This is a genomic window from Plantibacter auratus (assembly GCF_050587365.1).
Lineage (GTDB): Bacteria > Actinomycetota > Actinomycetes > Actinomycetales > Microbacteriaceae > Plantibacter > Plantibacter auratus.
This window is the reverse complement of sequence record NZ_JBOBFV010000001.1, coordinates 864,332-884,687: the sequence shown is the minus strand read 5'-3', so window position 1 is coordinate 884,687 and position 20,356 is coordinate 864,332. Positions and strand designations below refer to the sequence as shown.

Annotated in this window: 13 protein-coding genes; 7 read left to right on the top strand and 6 right to left on the bottom strand. The window is 70.4% G+C overall.

Annotation, left to right across the window (positions count from 1 at the left end; genetic code table 11):
* Positions 1 to 212: 212 nt before the first annotated feature.
* Positions 213 to 1,772: a DEAD/DEAH box helicase gene (locus ACQ3HE_RS04105; RefSeq protein WP_192005224.1), complete on the bottom strand. Its 1,560-nt coding sequence runs from the start codon at positions 1,770 to 1,772 to the stop codon at positions 213 to 215.
* A gap of 136 nt (positions 1,773 to 1,908) precedes the next feature.
* Here ACQ3HE_RS04105 and ACQ3HE_RS04100 point away from each other — a divergent pair, with 136 nt between their 5' ends.
* Entirely contained in the window at positions 1,909 to 2,628 is a 720-nt protein-coding gene (locus ACQ3HE_RS04100; RefSeq protein WP_430891421.1) for a ferritin-like fold-containing protein, read from the top strand.
* Between the two features lie 75 nt (positions 2,629 to 2,703).
* Here ACQ3HE_RS04100 and ACQ3HE_RS04095 read toward each other — a convergent pair whose 3' ends face one another.
* Complete coding sequence (locus tag ACQ3HE_RS04095) at positions 2,704 to 3,003, bottom strand: hypothetical protein (protein ID WP_079705552.1); 300 nt, start codon at positions 3,001 to 3,003, stop codon at positions 2,704 to 2,706.
* Between the two features lie 2 nt (positions 3,004 to 3,005).
* Complete coding sequence (locus ACQ3HE_RS04090) at positions 3,006 to 3,230, bottom strand: DUF3107 domain-containing protein (protein ID WP_064296179.1); 225 nt, start codon at positions 3,228 to 3,230, stop codon at positions 3,006 to 3,008.
* Positions 3,231 to 3,371: 141 nt separating this feature from the next.
* On the opposite strand from ACQ3HE_RS04090, the gene ACQ3HE_RS04085 reads away from it, so the two are divergent.
* Together ACQ3HE_RS04085 and ACQ3HE_RS04080 are read left to right on the top strand one after the other, a co-directional pair.
* Positions 3,372 to 6,557 carry a PD-(D/E)XK nuclease family protein gene (locus tag ACQ3HE_RS04085; RefSeq protein WP_430891420.1) on the top strand — a complete coding sequence of 1,062 codons (3,186 nt, stop codon included), beginning with the start codon at positions 3,372 to 3,374 and terminating at the stop codon, positions 6,555 to 6,557.
* Positions 6,554 to 9,829 carry an ATP-dependent helicase gene (locus ACQ3HE_RS04080; RefSeq protein ID WP_430891419.1) on the top strand — a complete coding sequence of 1,092 codons (3,276 nt, stop codon included), beginning with the start codon at positions 6,554 to 6,556 and terminating at the stop codon, positions 9,827 to 9,829. The genes ACQ3HE_RS04085 and ACQ3HE_RS04080 overlap by 4 nt, the downstream gene beginning before the upstream one ends.
* Here ACQ3HE_RS04080 and ACQ3HE_RS04075 read toward each other — a convergent pair.
* Positions 9,739 to 10,998 (bottom strand): phosphotransferase, encoded by a 1,260-nt coding sequence (locus ACQ3HE_RS04075; RefSeq protein WP_430891418.1) that lies wholly within the window; start codon positions 10,996 to 10,998, stop codon positions 9,739 to 9,741. The genes ACQ3HE_RS04080 and ACQ3HE_RS04075 overlap by 91 nt on opposite strands.
* A 63-nt stretch (positions 10,999 to 11,061) precedes the next feature.
* On the opposite strand from ACQ3HE_RS04075, the gene nudC reads away from it, so the two are divergent.
* Positions 11,062 to 12,000 carry an NAD(+) diphosphatase gene (nudC, locus tag ACQ3HE_RS04070; protein WP_430891417.1) on the top strand — a complete coding sequence of 313 codons (939 nt, stop codon included), beginning with the start codon at positions 11,062 to 11,064 and terminating at the stop codon, positions 11,998 to 12,000.
* 25 nt (positions 12,001 to 12,025) lie between these two features.
* Positions 12,026 to 13,759 carry an ATP-dependent helicase gene (locus ACQ3HE_RS04065; RefSeq protein ID WP_192005220.1) on the top strand — a complete coding sequence of 578 codons (1,734 nt, stop codon included), beginning with the start codon at positions 12,026 to 12,028 and terminating at the stop codon, positions 13,757 to 13,759.
* On the opposite strand, the gene ACQ3HE_RS04060 is transcribed toward ACQ3HE_RS04065, so the two are convergent.
* Complete coding sequence (locus ACQ3HE_RS04060; protein WP_430891416.1) at positions 13,647 to 14,516, bottom strand: TOMM precursor leader peptide-binding protein; 870 nt, start codon at positions 14,514 to 14,516, stop codon at positions 13,647 to 13,649. The genes ACQ3HE_RS04065 and ACQ3HE_RS04060 overlap by 113 nt on opposite strands.
* A gap of 87 nt (positions 14,517 to 14,603) precedes the next feature.
* Positions 14,604 to 15,956 (bottom strand): zinc-dependent metalloprotease, encoded by a 1,353-nt coding sequence (locus ACQ3HE_RS04055; RefSeq protein ID WP_430891912.1) that lies wholly within the window; start codon positions 15,954 to 15,956, stop codon positions 14,604 to 14,606.
* A gap of 165 nt (positions 15,957 to 16,121) precedes the next feature.
* On the opposite strand from ACQ3HE_RS04055, the gene ACQ3HE_RS04050 reads away from it, so the two are divergent.
* Together ACQ3HE_RS04050 and ACQ3HE_RS04045 are read left to right on the top strand one after the other, a co-directional pair.
* Positions 16,122 to 17,252: a YlbL family protein gene (locus ACQ3HE_RS04050; protein WP_159878268.1), complete on the top strand. Its 1,131-nt coding sequence runs from the start codon at positions 16,122 to 16,124 to the stop codon at positions 17,250 to 17,252.
* A 71-nt stretch (positions 17,253 to 17,323) separates the two neighbouring features.
* Positions 17,324 to 20,248 carry a UPF0182 family membrane protein gene (locus ACQ3HE_RS04045; protein WP_124769026.1) on the top strand — a complete coding sequence of 975 codons (2,925 nt, stop codon included), beginning with the start codon at positions 17,324 to 17,326 and terminating at the stop codon, positions 20,246 to 20,248.
* Positions 20,249 to 20,356: the final 108 nt, after the last annotated feature.

Genomic DNA, 20,356 nt, shown 5'->3' with positions numbered 1-20,356 from the left:
CGACGCGCTCAGGGACCGGGTGTACTTCTCCCGGTCACTGAGCTTGTCGAAGTGCCCACGGGGGCGCAGCGGATGTGAGGGGCCGCCGGTCGGAGCACCCTTCGACAGGCTCAGGGACCGGCATCCTTCGGTCACCAACCGTGTCGAGCGCAGCGCTCGCGACATGCAGAACGCCCGCATCCGGAAGGGTGCGGGCGTTCTGCGTGGCGGACCTACGCCGTGGGAGCCGGGGGAGCGGTGCGGCGCGTCCGGCTCCGACGGCGGGGAGCGCTGTTGCCGTCGCGGTGCTCCGGACCGTGGCCGTCGTGGGTGCCTGCTGCGGGCGCGCTGCGGTCGACGGTGTCGGTCGAGGCGGCGTCGTGCGTCCGCGAGTGGGCGCGGGTGCTCGGCTGGGACTCGAGCCGGGTGCTGGTCGGCTGCGTGCGGTCGCCTCCGCGTCCGCCGCGCTCACCACCGCGACCGCCGCTGGTCCGTGAACCGTCGCGTCCGCCGCCGGTCCGCGAACCGTCGCGTCCGCCTGCGCTCCGCGAACCCTCGCGCCGCGGGGCGGGCTCGACGGCCTTGGCGGGCTTCAGCCGGCCCTTCGTGCCCTCCGCGATCCCGAGGTCGGTGAACAGGTGCGGGCTCGAGGAGTAAGTCTCCGTCGGTTCCGGCTGACCGAACTCGAGGGCGCGGTTGATGAGCGCCCACTTGTGGAGGTCGTCCCAGTCGACGAACGTGACGGCGATACCCGTCTTCCCGGCGCGACCGGTACGACCGACGCGGTGGAGGTACGTCTTCTCGTCCTCGGGGATCGTGTGGTTGATGACGTGGGTGACGTCGTCGACGTCGATGCCACGAGCGGCGACATCGGTGGCGATCAGGACGTCGCGCTTGCCGGCCTTGAACGACGCCATCGCCCGCTCGCGCTGCTCCTGGTTCAGGTCGCCGTGCACCGCCGCGGCGTTGAACCCGCGGTCGGTCAGTTCCTCGACGAGCTTCGCGGCGGCACGCTTGGTCCGCGTGAAGATCACGGTCTTGCCGCGACCCTCGGCCTGCAGGATGCGCGAGATCACCTCGTCCTTGTCGAGCGAGTGCGCGCGGTAGATGAGGTGCTTGATGTTGGCCTGCGTGAGCCCCTCGTCGGGGTCGCTCGCCCGGATGTGGATCGGCTTGCTCATGAAGCGGCGGGCCAGGGCCACGATCGGACCGGGCATGGTCGCTGAGAACAGCATCGTGTGACGCGCGGCGGGGGTCTTCGAGAAGAGCTTCTCGATGTCGGCGAGGAAGCCGAGGTCGAGCATCTTGTCGGCCTCGTCGAGCACCATCTCGGTGATGCCCGAGAGGTCGAGGAGGCGCTGGTTGTTGAGGTCGATGAGACGGCCGGGCGTGCCGACGACGATCTGGGCGCCGGCCTTCAGCTGCTCGATCTGACCCTCGTAGGCCTTGCCGCCGTAGATGGAGACGAGCGTCGTCGACCGGTTGGAGATGAGGATCTCGATGTCCTCGGACACCTGGACGGCGAGCTCACGGGTCGGGACGACCACGAGGGTCTTGACGCCGGGAGCCGGGTCGAGGCCGAGGCGCTGGACGATCGGGATGCCGAACCCGAAGGTCTTGCCCGTGCCCGTCTTGGCCTGGCCGATGATGTCCTGGCCGGCGAGCCCGAGGGGGATCGTCTGCTCCTGGATGGGGAATGGTTCGATGATGCCCTTGGTCGTGAGGGCGTCGACGATGTCCTGGTCGACACCGAGATCAGAGAAAGTCACGGAGATACCTGTCAGTGCAGTCATGGTCTACACCTTCGATTGCACACAGGTGTAGGGCCCCGATCCGACGCCGGGGCACGGCTATTCTACCCGGGACGTCCCGAGAGGCCGCTGGGCGCGCGGAACACGCCGATCGGCGCGCTGCGGATAGGGTGGTCGCATGGCTCGTTGGTTTGCACGACGTCGGCGTCCCGGCACCCAGACGCCTCGTCTGCGCTCGCGGGAGGACGCCGTCCAGGCGACCCGCGTCGACCTCCACGAGCTCGCGCCCAGCACCACCGACTACCTCGGTCAGGTGGCGCAACTGCAGCTCGGGTTCTTCATGACGCTGTCGTTCGCGGTCGAGCACGCTCCGAACGACGCCGATCGGGAGACGGTCGCCGAGGCCGCCGCCACGGCGCTGCGCAAACACCAGGCGCTACTCGCCTGGCTCCGCCGGACGAGCGACGACCCGGGCGCCGTGCTCGAACCCTACGCACGCACGCGAGACGAGTTCCAGGCGATCCTGCGCACCGGCACCTGGGACGAACTCCTGCTGGGCGTCCTCGTGGCGCGGGGCTTCCTAGACGAGTTCTTCGCGCAGCTCGCGCGCGGCCTGGACGGGGCGGACGCCCGCGACCTGGCTGCGATCGTCGCCCCCGGTCCGGAGGAGGACCCGCTCGTCGGGATCCTGCACCGGGTGATCGCAACGCATCCCGAGCGCGCTTCGACGCTCGCGATGTGGGGCCGTCGGTTGCTCGGCGACACCATGCTCGTCGCCAGGTCCGCCCTCGTGACCGAGAGCAAGGCGCTGCCGGACGACGCCCGGGTCGAACCGGTCTACACGGAGCTCATCGCGAACCACACCAGACGGATGGACGCGCTCGGGCTCACGGCCTGACCGGTCGTCTCCTCCGACACGACGACGCCGCCGCTCCGGGTGGAGCGACGGCGTCGATCGATCGAGCGCCTCGGGTCAGGCGGCGACGCCCTGCTGCAAGCGGGTCAGCATCGCCTCGTCCGACGAAGTGCGGACGCGGACGAGTACGAGGTCGACCACCACACTCACGACGACGGACGCGCCGAAGGCGAGCACCCAGATCCAGCCGCCGTCCCACGCCATGCCGGCCCACGTCGCCGCGACCCAGACGACGGCGGCGACGAGCGTCGCGACCGCCGGGATGAGCGCGGCCCCGTGCTGGTCGCGGCCGGGCAGGAGGTATCGGACGGCGAGACCGAGGATGGCACCGCCGAGCACGACGAAGAGGAGTTCCATGGTCAGCCGACGAATCCGATGCGGCGGGACTCCTCGGTTCCGAGCTCGACGTAGCCGATGCCCGCGGTCGGGATGAGGTAGCTGGTGCCCTTGTCGTCCTTGAGCGCGAGCAGCTTGGCGTCCGTCTCGAGCGCGGTCTTGACCGCCTGCTCGATCTCCGACGCCGGCTGCGAGGTCTCGAAGCCGATCTCGCGAGGGCTGTTGAGGATTCCGATGCGAATTTCCACCTTGAGTGCCTTTCGGTTGCGTAGGGCAAGACTACGGGAGTCGTGGTCCTCCGACCGGCGCGGGTCGGCTGCTGTCAGCGAACAGCGGAACGCCGGTCGGCCGTCGCGGCGATGTCGGGAGGCTCCGGTAACGTGCGGACCATGACGGTTCCCGACGCCTCCGACGATCCGACGGGTGCGGTCCGTGACGCGGACCGCGCGCCCGTCGGCGGCCCGGCTGTCGGCACGTTCGTCCGGGTCGACGACTCGCAGGAGGCCGTGCTGCGGCTCGCGGACGACCGGTCCGCCGTCGTGCTCGGGGCTCCCGGCACGGGCAAGACCACGACGCTCATCGAAGCGGTCGCGGAACGCGTGCACTCGCGCGGTCTGCGTACCGACGAGGTGCTCGTCATCGCCTCCTCCCGGTCGTCGGCGCAGGTCCTCCGCGACCGCCTCGAGGCACGGGTCGCGCGCGCCACACCTGGATCCCTGGCGCGCACCGCCATCTCCCTCGCGCTCGAGGTCATCGCGGGCTCCGGGGCGTTCGCCGGTTCAGGACGACCGCGGTTGCTGACGGGCGGCGAGCAGGACCAGACCATCGCAGAGCGACTCCTCGGCGACGAACAGGACGCGACCGGTCCGCTGTGGCCCGCCGAGCTCGGTCCCGAGGTCAGGCGCCTGCAGGGGTTCCGCACCGAGCTCCGGAACCTCATGGAACGCAGCGTCGAACACGACGTCGCGCCTGCCGAGCTGCGTCGGCTCGGTACGGAGCACGGGCGTCCAGAGTGGGTCGCGTCCGCGGGCTTCATCGAGGGGTTCCTCGCCGACGACTGGCGCGGACATCTCACGCCCGCGGCGGCCCTCGCCCGCGCCGTCCGGCTCCTCGACGACCAGGAACCGGGAACGGGCGTGCTCGGCAGACTGCGGGTGGTCTTCGTGGACGACGCCCAGGAGGCGACCCACGGCGTCCTGCAGCTGTTCGCCGCGCTCGCCCGACACGGGGTCACGATCGTCGCGTTCGGCGACCCCGACCTCACGACGGGTGCCTTCCACGGTGCCCGAGCCGACGCCCTCGGGCGGTTCGCCGAGGTGCTCGGTCGCCCGGTGGACACGCTCGTCCTCGGGCAGGTCCACCGCGGGACACCGGACATCCGGGCGACCGTCCGCGGTGTCGCCGAGCGCATCGGCACGGCCGGCGCCGGCCTCCATCGCACGGCCGCGCCACCGGTCGACGACGCGGAGGCCCCCGAGCACTCCGTCGTCACCGTGGCGGCCGGTTCCCCGGCCGAGCAGATCGCGGTCGTCGCACGCTTCCTCCGCGAGCGCCACGTCCTCGACGGCGTCGCGTGGGCCGACATGGCGGTGGTCGTCCGCAGCGGCGGGCTGATCCCGGCGATCGAACGGGGCCTGTCCTCCCTCGAGGTGCCCACCCGGGCGAGCACCGGCGGAGCACCGCTGCGCGACCACCCGTTCGTCAGATCGGTCCTCCTCGCCATGTCGGTGGCACTCGGGCGGACGCCGCTCGACGCCGAGGTCGTGACCGAACTCCTCCACAGCGCGCTCGGTGGACTGGACTCGATCGGGGTCAGGCGACTGCGGGCCGCGCTCCGGCACGCCGATCTCGCTGAGGGCCTCGACCGCAGCGCGGACCGCCTGCTGGAAGAGGCGTTCGCCGTCCCCGGTGCACTCATCGGACTCGAGACGCCCTCCGCCGCCCGCGCCCGCTCACTTGCCGACAGCCTCGCCGAGGCGAGCGCGCAGGCGGCGGCGGGCGCTTCGGCCGAGGAGCTCGTCTACGGCCTCTGGTCGCGGAGCAGACTCGAGCGTTCCTGGGTCTCGCTGTCGAAGGGCAGCGGTCAGGCCGCCGAGGAGGCGAACCGCGACCTCGACGCGATCACCCAGCTGGCCGATGCGGCACGTACCTTCGTCGAGGCGGAGCCCGACACCCCGGCCTCCGTCTTCCTCGACCGCCTGCTCGAACAGACGGTCGGCGACGACTCCCTCGCGCCGACGGGCCTCCGGGAGGCGGTCACGATCGCGACGCCCGCCGCCCTGGTCGGGACCGCGTTCGACACGGTCGTCGTCGCCGGCATGCAGGACGGCGTGTGGCCCAACCTGCGGGTCCGCGACTCTCTGCTCGGCGCGTCGGAGCTCGTGGAACTGCTGGAGGGCACGGCCACGGCGACGGCGGACGCACGGCGCGCGGTCCTCCACGACGAGCTCCGACTCTTCGCCCAGGCGACCTCCCGTGCGCACCGGTCGCTCACGGTGGTCGCGGTCGTCGACGACGACCACCAGGCGAGCCCGTTCCTCACGCTGCTCCCCGAACCCGATCCGCACCGGGCGTCCCTGTCGCCCCTGTCGCTCCGGGGGCTCGTCGGCACCCTGCGTCGCTCGCTCACCCGCCGGATCCGCCCCGCGGACCCGGCCGAGCGTGCCGCGTCCGCCTCGGCCCTGGCCATCCTCGCGACAGCGGGAGTCCCCGGCGCTCCGACCGAGGAGTGGTACGGCGTGGCCGCACCGAGCTCGACGGCACCGCTCCACGACCCCGCCGTCGAGGAGCTGCCGGTCTCCCCGTCCCGCATGGAGGCTTTCGAGGAGTGCCCGCTGCACTGGGCGATCGCCCGACTGGGCGGCGGTGCCTCCGGGTTCGCCTCCGGGCTCGGCACGATCGTGCACGCCGCGCTCGAACACGCGGAGTCCTCCGACGAGGCCGCGCTCTGGGCGGCGGTGGAGGACCGCTGGGACGAACTCCACTTCGAAGCGGACTGGGAGGGCGCGGCGACGAAACGGCGTGCGGCGGAACTCGTCCACCGGCTGTCCGCGTACCTCCACGACGCGGAGCGCGCAGGAGTGACCTCGATCGGCAACGAGAGCCGGTTCAGCCTCCGCATCCCCATCGGAGAGTTGGGCGGCGCGGCCGTGCTCGGCGGCTCGATCGACCGCGTCGAACTCGTGCCCGACGCCGACGGGACGCGGCGCGTGGTGATCGCCGACCTCAAGACCGGCGGCTCGGCGCCCAGACAGGACCGGGAGGTCGCCGACATGGCGCAGCTCGGTGCCTACCAGCTCGCGCTGGCGTCCGGTGCGATCACCGGTACGGAGGGGCTGCTGAGCGGTGGCGCGAAGCTCATCGTCGTGTCGGCCGGCACGAAGCGCAAGGAGTACTACGACCCGGCCCAGCCCGCCTTCGACGACGAAGCCCTCGAGCTCTTCCGCGAGCGTGTTCTGGCGGACGCGGTCGGCATGGCCGGGGCGGTGTTCGAGGCCCGCGTCGGGACCCACTGCCACGACCCGTTCGCGTTCGGCGAGTGCGCCATCCACGTCGTCCCGGCGGTGAGCTCGTGAGCACGGAGGAGACCTACTCGGCCGAGATGCTCGCCGGCCTGCTCGGCCTCCCGCAACCGACGGCGCAGCAGGTCGAGGTCATCGAGGCCCCCATGGCGCCCGTACTCGTCGTCGCCGGTGCCGGGAGCGGGAAGACCGAGACCATGGCTTCACGCGTCGTGTGGCTGCTCGCCAACCGGCACGTGAACGTCGACGGGATCCTGGGGCTCACCTTCACCAGGAAGGCCGCGGGTGAGCTGGCGGCACGGATCGGCAAGCGGATCGCCGCCCTGCAGGACATCGGGATCCTGGATCCCGCGGCCGACGCGCTCTTCGACCGTCCCGAGGTGTCCACCTACAACGCCTATGCGAACGCCCTGTTCCGCGACAACGCCCTCCTGGTGGGCCGTGAGCCCGAGTCGGTCCTGCTGTCCGAGGCGTCCGCCTGGCGACTCGCGAGGCGCGTCGTGGTCCGACACGGAGACGAACGGCTCGCCACCCTCGGCAAGTCCGTCGACCAGGTGGCCGAGCTCGTCCTCTCGCTGAGTCACGAGCTCGCCGAGATCGACGGCACCCCCGAGGAGCTGCTCGGCTTCGTGGAACGGTTCGTCGGCATCGGCGAGCTCCCCGACGGCGGTCGCGGGGCGTACGCGCAGATCGACCAGGCCGTCGAGGTCGTGGGTGCCCTGCCGGTCCTGCTCGACCTCGCGCACCGGTACGCCGACGAGAAGCGCCGGCAGGGACTCGTCGAGTTCTCCGACCAGGTCGCCCTCGCGCTCGCCGCCTGCGAACGTTCGCCGAAGGTCGCCGCCGTCGCACGCGATCGCGCGGGCGTCGTCCTGCTCGACGAGTACCAGGACACCTCGGTCGTGCAGACCAGACTGCTGTCGACCCTGTTCGCCGACCACCCCGTCATGGCGGTCGGCGACCCGCACCAGTCCATCTACGGCTGGCGCGGCGCGAGCGCGGCGAACCTCGCACGGTTCTCACGCGACTTCGGTCGGGAGGTCGCCGCCACCCAATTCAACCTGTCCACGAGTTGGCGGAACGACTGCACGGTCCTCGAAGCCGCGAACGTCCTCGTCCGCCCGTTGCAGCAGCAGGCGCAGACGGCGGGGAAGCTGCGAGTCCTCGACCTCGAGCCGAAGCCCGGCGCCGGGGCCGGCTCCCTCGCCGTCGAGTTCCCCGAGACCGGTGCCGAGGAGATCCGGGTGGTCGCCGAGTGGTGCGCGGACCGCTTGCTCGCCGAACGCGGGGGAGATCCGGCCGGTTCGGCCGCGATCCTGTTCCGGGCGCGTCGACCGATGCAGGAGTTCGCCGACGGCCTCGCGGCGCTCGGCGTCCCCCACCACATCCTCGGCCTCGGCGGTCTGCTCTCCTCGCCGGAGATCGTCGACGTGACGGCGGCACTGCGGGTCATCCACGATCCCGGTGCCGGGTCCTCGCTCATCAGACTCTTGAGCGGGCCTCGCTGGCGGATCGGCGTCCACGACCTCGGACACCTCGTGGAGGTGGCCCGGTACCTGCAGGCCATCGATTGGAAGACGAAGCGGTACGACGCCGAACTGGCCGCCCGGCTCCGTGAGTCGGTCGCCGACGACGACGGGCGGTCGATCATCGACGCGCTCGACTTCATCGCCGCGGACCGCGTGCCGGCGGGCCTCGCCGCAGGGTTCACCGACGAGGCGCGTTCGCGTCTCCGGGAGGCCGGACTGGTGTTCGCCTCCCTGCGGCGTCGTGCGGGCAGCGGCCTCCCCGATCTCGTCAGAGCGGTCGAGCGCGAGTTGCGGCTCGACATCGAGGTCGTCGCGAACGAGTCGACCGGCTCCGCGGCGCGCGCTCCGGCCAGACTGCAGGCCTTCCACGACGAGGTCATCTCGTTCATCCAGGCGGAGGAGCAGGTGACGCTCGGCAGCCTGCTGGCGTGGATCGACCGATCGCTCGCCCGAGACGACCTCGGACCGGCGAGCGACGCACCCGACCAGGGTGCGGTCCAATTGCTCACCATCCACGGTTCGAAGGGCCTCGAGTGGGATCATGTCGCGATCCCGCGGCTCGTGGTCGACGAACTGCCAGCCAAGCCGAAGGACGGCAAAGGCTGGGTGCGTCTCGGGACACTGCCGTACGACTTCCGAGGCGACGCGGCGGAGCTGCCGGAGTTCGCCTGGCGGACGGCCGAGACGCGGAAGGAGGTCGTCGACGCTCAGCTCGCCTTCTCGGAGGCGCTCGGCGAACGCGCGCTCGACGAGGAACGCCGGCTCGCGTATGTGGCGGTGACCCGCGCCAAGCACGACCTCCTGCTCACCGGCTCGTTCTGGTCGGGCGATCGCAAGCGGCCCCGTGCTGCGAGCACCTACCTCCTGGAGCTGGCCGCGGCGGGCGTCATCGCACCGCTCCCCGCAGCCTCCGCCTTCGAGGAGAACCCGGTCGACTCCGGTGCTGCGGTCCTCGACTGGCCACTCGATCCGCTCGGCGCGCGTCGGAGCGTCGTCGAGCGGGCGGCGGCCGAGGTCGACCAGCGGCGCGGACGGCCCGAGGCCGAGCTGCTGGCGACCCTCGGCCCCCTCGAGAACGAGCTGACGCTGCTCCTCGAGGAACGACGCCGTGCCGCGACGACGACGGCGCGCGGTGAGCTCCCCGTGCGCATCCCCGCGTCCAAGTTCAAGGAGTTCGTCACGGAACCGGAGGCCGCACTCGAACGTCTGCGTCGCCCCGTCCCGCAGCGGCCCTACCGGCAGACCCGCCTCGGGACCCGGTTCCATTCGTGGGTCGAGGCGCACTACGGACGCTTCGGATTGCAGGAGCTGGTCGACGCGCTCCCCGAGGAGCTCGACGTCGAACGCCCGGGGCCGGACGCGTCGGAGGGGATCGGGTTCGACGAGCTCACCGAGCGGTTCCTCGCCTCGGAATGGGCGGACGTCCGACCGATCGAGGTCGAGACCGAGATCCACGTGCCGCTCGGCGACACCGGACGAGTGGTGGTCTGCAAGCTCGACGCGGTGTTCGAGCGCGGGGACCGGTTCGAGATCGTCGACTGGAAGACCGGCGCGGTACCCACGACGCCGGAGGACGTGCGGAACGCCTCGTTCCAGCTCGCGCTCTACCGTCTGGCGTACGCGCACCACCGGGAGGTCGACGCCGAGCGCATCGACGCCGTGCTTTACTACGTGAGCCACGACGTGCAGCTCCGGCCGGAACGCCTCTACTCGGAGGAGGAGCTCCTGTCGGAGTGGGAGCGGTCCTTCGGGGAGGCCGCCGAGTCCCAGAGTTCGAACGACGAGGTGTCGATCTGATCCGTGGCGTTCGCGTCCGCGTCGGTTCCGGCGCGGTCGCGAACGTCGTCAGCCTCACCGTCGTCGGTGTCGTCGTCGTCCGAGCCGCCGGGATCGCGGCCGAGGGCGCGCTCGAGCTCTGACCGGTCATAGGTGTCGGTCTGCATGGCGATGCCGGGGGAGGACGAGCCGATCGGCGTGCGGTCGAGCAGGTCCTCGACCTCGTCGACGTCGAGGACGGGTCCGGTCGTGGTGCCGAGGGGGTCCGTCACGTCGCCGAGCACGCGGTCGACGAGTCCGTCGAGCATCGCGACCGCGTCCTCGACAATGGTCTCGTCATGGCTGTCGCGACCATGCAGGAGCCAGCGGGCGATCTCGAGTTCCGCGTAGAGGCGGGCGCGGAGCGTGACGAACCGGTCGGGTCCGCGAGAGCACGAAGCCGCGTAGGCGGACAAGGCCTGCTCGCCGGTCGCGCCGAGCGTCGCGATCCAGTGGAGGTCGAGGGCCGGGTCGCCGACCCGCAGCGAGCCCCACTCGATGACGCCGTTGACCAGGCCGTGGCCGTCCTGACGGATGACGAGCACCCGGTCGGCGGCGAGGGATCCGTGGATGACGGTGGGCTGGAACTGCCAGAGTGAGTGGTCCTCGACGGCCGCCTGCCAGCGCTCCCGGACGGCGGTCGGGAGAAGCCTCGTCTCGGCGGCGCGGGACACGATGCGGTGTGCGTCCGCCCGGATGAGCTCGGTGGACAGCAGCGGGAGGCCCGCTTCCGCGATGAAGGCCGTCGGGAGGGAGTGGATCGCGGCGACCGCGGCACCGAGCGAGTCCGAGAGGACCTCGTCGCGGCCGAGCGCGGTCGGATCGAGGTGGCTGCCGGCCACGAAGTCGAGCACCACGGCGCGAGTGCCGTCGACGGGCAGTTGTCCCACGACGGTCGGGGCGTCGAAGGGCAACCTGCTGCGGATACCGGGCGTGAGCGCGCGCAGGGCGATGAGGTCGGCGGACTGCTCCGTCTCGGCCTGCTGTGAGGTCGGGATGCGCACGATGAGCTCGCGCCCGTCGGCCGTCACGAGACGGGCCGCGTCGTAGTTCCCCTCGCCGCCGGCGGTGTGCGCGCCGGACCCGCGGACCTGGAGGTCGGCGACGGCCGAGGTGGCCAACGCGGCTAGAGTGAGATGGGATCTGGCCATGACATCCAGGGTACGGGGCCGTCCCGGTGAGCCGCGCTCGCCACGCCCTCAGAGAGGTTGTCCATGACGATTCAGGTTCGCGCACTCGCCGGTCTACCGCTCGCGAGAGGCGGACTCGACCGTCACGGCGAGCTCCGTTCACGACCGGACGTGCTCGACGGACTGCGGGTCGATCCGAACGCCCGAGCCGTCGTCCTCCGTGGTCGGCGCGCACTCGTGACCGGCGATGCGCTCGACCTCCTGAATCCTTCGGAGCTGCCCGAGCCGGAGCTCATGGTCTACCTCGGAAGCACCGTCGAGGACACCCCGGGGACACCACCGGGCACGGACATCCTGCTGTGGGTCCTCGCCGACGCTGACGCCGACGCGATCACGGAGGATGAGGACCGCTGGTTCGACCTCCGTCGAAGCGGACACCGGCTGTCCGACCGCGACGTCGGGATCCTGGCGACGTCGCTGGCGATCGCCGGCTGGCACCGCGCCGAGCCGTTCTGTGCGCACTGCGGCTCGCCGACCACGGTCCGCAACGCCGGCTGGGCGCGGCACTGTCCGGTCGACGGCAACGAACTCTTCCCGCGCATGGATCCCGCGGTCATCGTCGCGGTCGTCGATCCTCAGGGACGGATCCTGCTCGGGTCGAACGCGATGTGGGAGCACAACCGGTACTCACTGCTGGCCGGCTACGTCGATGCCGGCGAGTCTCTCGAGCAAGCCGTCGCCCGCGAGATCTTCGAGGAGTCGGGGATGCGTCTCGGCACTCCCGTCTACCTCGGTTCGCAGCCGTGGCCGTTCCCGCGCTCGCTCATGCTCGGCTTCGTCGCCCCGCTCGCGGAGGATCAAGATCCGGAGGCGCTCGTCCCGGACGGCCAGGAGATCCTCGACCTCCGGTGGTTCACGCGGGAGGAACTCGAGGACCCGGCCACCGACGTCATCCTCCCCGGACCGTCGTCGATCGCACGAGCCGTGATCGACGAGTGGCTTCGCGGATCCTGGTCTCGATGAGGCGCGGCACCACCGAGGGGCCCCGATGAGCAGTCCGGCCGAACTGCTGGCCGGACTCGACCCCGACCAGGCCGTCGCAGCGGAGGCGCTCCGCGGACCCGTGTGCATGCTCGCCGGCGCAGGCACCGGCAAGACCCGCGCGATCACCCATCGCATCGCCTACGGGGTCGCGACCGGGACCTACACGGCGTCGCGCGTCATGGCGCTCACCTTCACCAGCCGCGCCGCTGCTGAACTGCGTGGTCGGCTCCGGGCGCTCGGAGCCGAGGGCGTCTCGGCCAGGACCTTCCACGCCTCCGCGCTCTCGCAGCTGAACTTCTTCTGGCCCCAGGTCGTCGGCGGTCAGGTGCCCGCGCTCGTCGAGAGCAAGGGCCGGGTGCTCGGGCACGCGGCCGAACGGCTCCGGTTGCGGGTCGACACCGCGACCCTGCGCGACGTGGCGGGTGAGATCGAATGGCGCAAGGTGTCCGGCCTGACCCTCGAGCAGTATGCGGCGTCGAACCGGCCGCTGCCGGCCAAGCTGTCCCTCGAGCAGGTCGTCTCGCTCCAGGAGACCTACGAGCAGTTGAAGGACGAGCGCCGACGCATCGACTTCGAGGACGTCCTGCTCGCCTGCGCCGGCATGATCGAGACCGAGCCCGCCGTCGCCATGCAGGTGCACGAGCAGTACCGCTTCTTCGTCGTGGACGAGTACCAGGACGTCTCGCCGCTGCAGCACCGACTCCTCGAACTCTGGCTGGGCGGTCGACGGGACGTGTGCGTCGTCGGCGACGCGAGCCAGACCATCTACTCCTTCGCCGGTGCCCGTTCCGACTACCTGCTCGACTTCCCGACCAGGTACCACGACGCCACGGTCGTCCGGCTCGAGCGCAACTACCGCTCCGCCCCGCCGGTCGTGGCCGCGGCGAACACGCTCATGCGGGGGCGCCCGGGGGCGTTGCACCTCTCAGCGGCCACCGCACGCGACGACGAGGGCACCCAGACCGCACGCCCTGAGACGCCGGCGGTCGGCCTGCGGCAGTACCCGAACGAGCTGTCCGAGGCGAGAGGCGTCGCCTCGGAGATCCTCGTGCAGCTGCAGGCGGGCGTCCCGGCCTCGGAGATCGCCGTGCTCTACCGGATCAACGTCCAGGCGGCGGCGTTGGAGACGGCCCTCGGCGAAGCCGGCATCCCCTACGTCATGCACGGCTCCAAGCGCTTCTTCGAGCTGCCCGAGGTACGGCAGGCCCTGCTCCAGCTCCGCGCTGCCTCCGTCTCGATCAGTGGTGAGCCCCTGTTCAAGTCCGTGAGCGACGTGCTCCGGTCGCTCGGCTGGAGCCAGGACCCGCCCGACGGCGGCGGCGCGGTGCGCGACCGCTGGGAGTCGCTCAACGCGATCATGGGGCTCGTCGACCAGGCGCCGGAGGGGACCTCGTTCCGCGCCTTCACGGATGAGCTGCAACTGCGGCAGGCCGCGCAGCACGAGCCGACGGTCGAGGCGGTCACGCTGGCGACCCTGCACTCGGCGAAGGGCCTCGAGTGGGAGGCCGTGCACCTCATCGGGCTCTCCGAGGGCTATCTGCCGATCTCCTACGCGAAACAGTTCGAGCAGGCGGACGAGGAACGGAGGCTCCTCTACGTCGGCATCACGCGCGCCAAGCGGCTGCTCAACCTGTCCTGGTCCGAGACGCAGCAACGCGGTGGTCGTCGCGAGCCGTCGCGATTCCTGGCAGAGCTCGGCATGCGCACCTCGAGTGCTCCCGGACGACGCGGCGCCTGACCCCACCGGTCGCGGCGTCGACCACCAGCTGGGTGCTCGCGAGGATGGGCCGGGACGCGTCGAGGTGTCGGAGCACCAGACGGGTCACGCGCGTCGCGACCTCCGCACCGAGGAGCTGGGTGTCGAGTGGCGAGCGGTGCCCGAGAAGCTGGGAGGCGACGGCCGGCCAGGCCGGATCGTCGTCGGTGCGGTGCAGCTCGACGCAGTGCAGGCACGGCCCTGAGCCGGGTGTCACGAACGGCCCGATCCGAACGACACGATCGCTGAACACGACCGGCAGGTGCGGGACGTCGTCGCGCAGCCACCGCGTGTACCGACTCGGCGGGATGACGAAGTCGGCGACGAGGACGGCGACGTCGACCCGGCCAGGGTGCGACCCGGCTCCGGTCGACCCGGACTCCGGTGGCAGGAGTGCGACCGCCTCCTGCTCGGAGAGGAGGCGTCGGAGGAGCTCGGCCGCCAGGCTCGCGCCGTCCACGACGACCCGGTGCGTCACGGCGGGGCCGGAGGTGGGGCCGCCGTGCTCGATCACCGGGTCGAGCGTCGAGAGGACGCGATCGATCTCGTGGGCTGGGATGTCGAAGGCGTCCGCGAGTCGTCGTTCGACCAGACCCGGGAAGCCGGCACGCAGTGCCGCGACGACCTGCTCGGTCTCGGTCCGGACGCTGTCGAGCACGACTGCTTCATCGACTCCCACCTGCAGGCTGTGCGGGGTTCGCCAGAGCAGCGGTCTCCTGGGATCGAGGCGCGTCGTCATCCATCGATGATGGCGGGTCGACGACCGGTCGCGTCGGCGCTCTCCACAGCCCGCCCGGAAGGACGAGCTGTGGAGCGTCGCCGTGGATCAGACCGGGGGGCCGCCGGCACCGTTCGGGCCGGAGGGCTCCGAACCGGGCTCGTCGTCGTGCTGGTCGCCGCGTTCCTCGCCGCGGAGGAGGTCTTCGAGCGCGAGATCCATCTCGTCCTGCTCGGGACGCTCACCCCTGGCCTCAGCTTCGAGGCGCGCGATGAGCGCCTCCGGGGCGTCGATGTCGGCTGCGGTCGGCACGAGGTCGGGGTGCGACCACAGGGCGTCGCGCTGCGCGGTACCGACGGCGTCGGTGACCTGCTGCCACATCTGCGCAGCCTCGCGCAGCCGGCGGGGTCGCAGCTCGAGTCCCACGAGCGCGCCCAAGGCCTGCTCGGCCGGCCCACCGGCGGCGCGGCGTCGGCGGACGGTCTCCGCGATGGCCGCGGAGCGGGGGAGACGCTCGGTGGCTGCCGCGGTGACCACGTCGACCCAGCCCTCGATGAGGGCGAGCGTCGTCTCGAGTCGCGCGAGGCTCGCGTCCTGCGCCTCGGTTCGGGCGGGGATGAGCGCACCGCTCGTCATGGCCTCTCGAAGTTCCTCGGGGTTCGACGGGTCGAAGCTCTCGGCGAGCTCCTCGAGTCGCTCGGTGTCGATCCGGATGCCGCGTGCGAAGTCGGTGATCGAGGAGATGAGGTGCAGGCGGAGCCAGCGGGCGTGGCGGAAGAGTCGTGCGTGCGCGAGTTCACGGACCGCGAGGTAGATCTGGACCTGATCCGCCGGGATGTCGAGACCCTCGCCGAAGTCGGCGACGTTCTGGGGCACCAGGGCGGCCTCGTTGTCGTCGAGCAGTGGGATGCCGATGTCGCCGCCGGAGACGACCTCCTTGGAGAGCTGACCGACGACCTGTCCGAGCTGCATCGCGAAGAGCGTGCCGCCGATGCCGCGGACGAGCTGTCCGGCGTTCGCGATCATGCTCGACAGCTCCTCGGGCGCGCGTTCCGTGAGCACGCCGGTCAGGGCGTTCGCGATGTTCCTGGCCACCGGCTCGGCGAGCTGCGTCCAGAACGGCATCGTCTTCGTGGCCCAGCGCGTCCTCGTGTACAGGGCCGGTTCGCTCGACAGCTCGGCCACGTCGGTGACGTCGGCGAGCCACAGGGAGGCGATGTGGAACGCCTGCTCGAACGCCGCACGCTGCTCGGGCGTCGTGTCCTGGGAGCCGTCCCCGGCGATGGTCTTCGCCTGCTGGAGCGAGGTGTCCCAGTTGATGCCGTCGCCACCGGAGCGGAGTGCGCCCTGGAGCTGCGACATGAGCGCAGCGAGACTGGCCGGATCGCTGGGAAGGCCGGCGGCGCCGGCGAGCTGGCTCGGGTCGAACGAACCGTTGCCGGAGAGGAGCTCGCGGAGCATGTCGCGGAACTCGTCCTCCGGACTCTTGTCGGAATCCTCTGGCACGTCAGCCGCCTCTCAGATAGCTCGCTGCTGGGCCTTCTACGCTAGTCGCACCTCGCTGAAGAATCGCCGGGGTATGGTTGGTCGGGTTTCCGCCCACCGCGAACACTCCGGAAGGCTTGCATGTCGCTCTTCGCCGATGAGGCTCCCACCGCTTCGGCACCGACCGGTCAGGGGCGCAATCGTCGCGCTCGGTTCGGTTGGATCGTGCTCAGCCTCTCGCTCGTCCTCCTCGGCGTGCTGTCGGCGGTTCCCGCACCGTACGTCATCGAACAGCCGGGTCCCGTGTTCAACGTGCTGGGTACGACCGAGGGTGACGACGGCGACGTCCCGCTCATCGAGGTCCACGACGAGCAGACCTACGACACCGGCGGCACGCTCGACATGTTGACGGTCCAGCTGGTCGGGAATCCGCAACGGAGCCCGGGCTGGCTCGACATCGTCTCGGCCTGGTTCGACCCGAGCCGCGCCGTCGTGCCGATGGACCTCTACTTCCCGCCCGGCGTCACGACCGAGCAGCGCGACGAGCAGAACGCGACCCTCATGGTCGACTCGCAGCAGGACTCGGTCGCGGCGGCGTTGCGCGAGCTCGGGTACGAGGTTCCCGAGCACATCGTGGTGGCACAGATCGCTGAGGGTGCGCCCGCGCAGGGGGTGCTGCGGCTCGACGACGAGATCGTCGCGGTCGACGGCACGCCCGTGACCGGCCTGGCCGGCCTGCGGGACGCGATCAACGCCAACGGTACGGACAAGCCGGTCACGCTCGACATCGTGCGTGGGGGAGTGGCGAGCACCGTCGAGATCACGCCGACGACCGCGACCGCGTCCGACGGGACGACCTCGACCGTGATCGGCATCGGTACCAAGACCACCTACGACCTCCCCGTCGACATCACCATCCAGCTCGACAACGTCGGCGGCCCGAGCGCCGGCATGATGTTCGCGCTCGGCATGATCGACCTGCTCACCCCGGGTGAGCTCAACGGCGGGAAGGACGTCGCCGGTACCGGGACGATCGACGCCGACGGGAACGTCGGCGCGATCGGCGGCATCCGGCAGAAGCTGTTCGGCGCGAAGGACGCCGGGGCCGAGTGGTTCCTGGCACCGGAGAGCAACTGCGACGAGGTCGCCGGACACGTCCCCGACGGCTTGACGGTCTTCGCCGTGAAGACCCTCGACGATTCGCTCACAGCGCTCAAGGCCATCGCGGACGGAGCCGACACGAGCAAGCTGCCCACCTGCTCGGCCGGTTGACCACTTCGGGCGCTCTCCCAGCCCGGCCGCTTTAGGATGGGTGGGACGACCCCTATCTGAAGAGGCCACACGTGACATCCGCAGCAGCAGAGAAGCCCCTGTCCACTCAGCGCCGACGCGCCCCGATCGCGATCACGGTGGCGATCATCGCCGCGCTCCTCATCGGGTTCTTCGTGTTCTCGGGGTTCTACGCCGACCTGCTGTGGTTCCAACAGCTCGGCTTCACCGAGGTCCTGACCACGCAGTGGATCGCGGCGATCGCCATGTTCCTCGTCGGGTTCGTGGGGATGGCCCTCCCCGTCTGGCTGGCCATCGAGATCGCCTACCGGACCCGTCCGGTCTATGCGAAGCTCAGCTCGCAGGTCGACCGCTACCAGCAGGTGGTCGAGCCGCTCCGCCGACTCGCGACCTACGGCATCCCGGCGCTCTTCGGGCTCTTCGGCGGTGTCGCCGCGGCCTCGCGCTGGCAGCTGGTGCTGCTGTGGATGAACGGCACCCCGTCCGGTACCAAGGACCCGCAGTTCAACCTCGACGTGTCGTTCTACCTCTTCGACCTGCCGTTCTTCCAAGCCGTGGTCGCCTTCTCCTCGGCGGTCGTCCTGATCGCCCTCATCGCAACCGCCGTCGTCACCTACCTCTACGGAGGCATCCGGGTGGTGAGCCGTGAGGTCTGGATCTCCATGGCGGCCCGCGTGCAGATCTCGGTGCTCGCCGCGCTGTACCTGATCCTGCAGGCCGTCAGCCTCTGGCTCGACCAGTACACGACGCTGAACGACACCGGCACGCTCATCACCGGTGCCTCGTACACGGACGTCGCCGCGACCATCCCCGGTCGGGTCATCCTCGCCGGGATCGCGCTCATGGTCGCCGTCCTGTTCGTCGTCACCGCGTTCACCGGCCGCTGGCGTCTGCCGCTCGTCGGTACCGCGCTGCTCATCGTCGCGTCCCTCATCGTCGGCAGCCTCTACCCGTGGATCGTCCAGCGTTTCCAGGTGGAGCCGAACGCAAAGAGCCTCGAGACGCCGTACATCAAGCGGAACATCGACATGACCCGCGACGCCTACGGGATCGCCGACGTCGAGGAGGAGGAGTACGCGGCCACCACCGACGCGACCCCCGGAGCGCTCCGTCAGGACGCCGAGACCACGGCGAACATCCGGATCATCGACCCGTCGCTCGTGAGCGCCTCGGTCGCGCAGCTCGAGCAGTTCAAGCAGTTCTACTCCTTCGACAAGCAGCTCGACGTCGACCGCTACAACATCGACGGCAAGACGCAGGACGCCGTCGTCGCGGTCCGCGAGCTGAACGTCGCCGGCCTCGACAACTCGCAGTCGTGGATCAACAACACGGTCGTGTACACCCATGGGTACGGTCTGGTCGCGGCCTACGGCAACCAGCGCTCGGCCTCCGGTGAGCCGGTCTTCCTCGAGTCGGGCATCCCCACCACCGGCGCGCTCGGCGACTTCGAACCGCGCGTGTACTTCGGTGAGCAGTCGCCCGACTACTCCATCGTCGGCGCTCCCAAGGGCGCGGACCCGGTGGAGCTCGACTACCCGTCGGGCACGCAAGGTGAGTCGCAGACCTACACGACCTTCGACGGCGATGGCGGGCCCAAGCTCGACAACGTCTTCAAGAAGCTCGTCTACGCACTCAAGTTCCAGTCCGAGCAGATCTTCCTCTCCGACTCCGTGAACAGCCAGTCGCAGATCCTCTACGACCGCGACCCGCTCACCCGAGTCCAGAAGGTCGCTCCCTACCTGACGCTCGACTCCGACCCCTACCCGTCCGTGGTGGACGGTCAGATCGTCTGGATCGTCGACGGCTACACGACGAGCGCCAGCTACCCCTACTCGAAGACCGTGAGCCTGTCCGACACGATCTCCGACTCGGTCACGCCGGCGCAGAACTACGCGCTCGACGACGTCAACTACATCCGGAACTCGGTGAAGGCGACCGTCAACGCGTACGACGGCAAGGTGACGCTCTACAGCTGGGACGACCAGGATCCGATCCTCAAGACCTGGCAGAAGGTGTTCCCGTCGACGGTCAAGCCGATGTCGGACATGTCCGGCGATCTCATGAGCCACGTGCGGTACCCGGCCGACCTCTTCAAGGTCCAGCGTTCGGTGCTCGGCCAGTACCACGTCACCAACGCCGGATCGTTCTACTCGAGCGAGGACGCGTGGGTCACCCCCAACGACCCGCAGTCGACCGACACCGAGAAGAAGTACCAGCCGCCGTACTACCTGACGATGCAGCTGCCCGAGCAGGACGCGCCGTCCTTCTCCCTGTACTCCACGTTCATCCCGCGTCAGGGCGGTGAGCAGTCGCGGAACGTGCTGACGGGCTACCTCGCGGTCGATGCGAACGCCGGCGCCGAGGACGGCAAGCGGAGCTCCGACTACGGCAAGATCAGGCTGTTGACCCTGCCGAAGGACGACACCGTACCGGGCCCCGGCCAGGTGCAGAACACCTTCGACTCCGATCCGAGCGTGTCGAGCCAGATCAACATCCTGAAGCAGGGTCAGACCGAGGTGCTGAACGGCAACCTGCTGACCGTGCCGGTCGGTGGCGGTCTGCTCTACGTGCAGCCGGTCTACGTGAAGTCCACCGGCGACACGAGCTTCCCGCTCCTGCAGAAGGTGCTCGTCGCCTTCGGCGACCAGATCGCCTTCGAGGACACGCTGGACGAGGCGCTCGACGTCCTGTTCGGCGGCGACTCGGGTGCGGATGCGGGTGACACGAACGTCCCGGGCGACAGCACGACGCCCCCGACGGACGGCACGGACACCGGCGGCGGAACCGACACGGGCTCGACCCCGAGCACGGGTGACCCGACGGTGGACGCGCAGATCAAGACGCTGCTCGACCAGGCGAAGGCCGCGATGGTCGAGAAGGACGCGGCCATGGCGAGCGGTGACTGGGCTGCCTACGGGGTGGCGGACAAGAAGATCTCCGACGCACTGGCGCAGGCGCTGGCTCTGCTGAACGGCTGATTCCGAGCCTGCAATCCGAACGGCGTCGCCCTGACGGGCGGCGCCGTTCGGCGTTCCAGGAGGAGGGATTCGGCCGGAATCGGAGTGCTCAGCGGCACGCGATTTGCA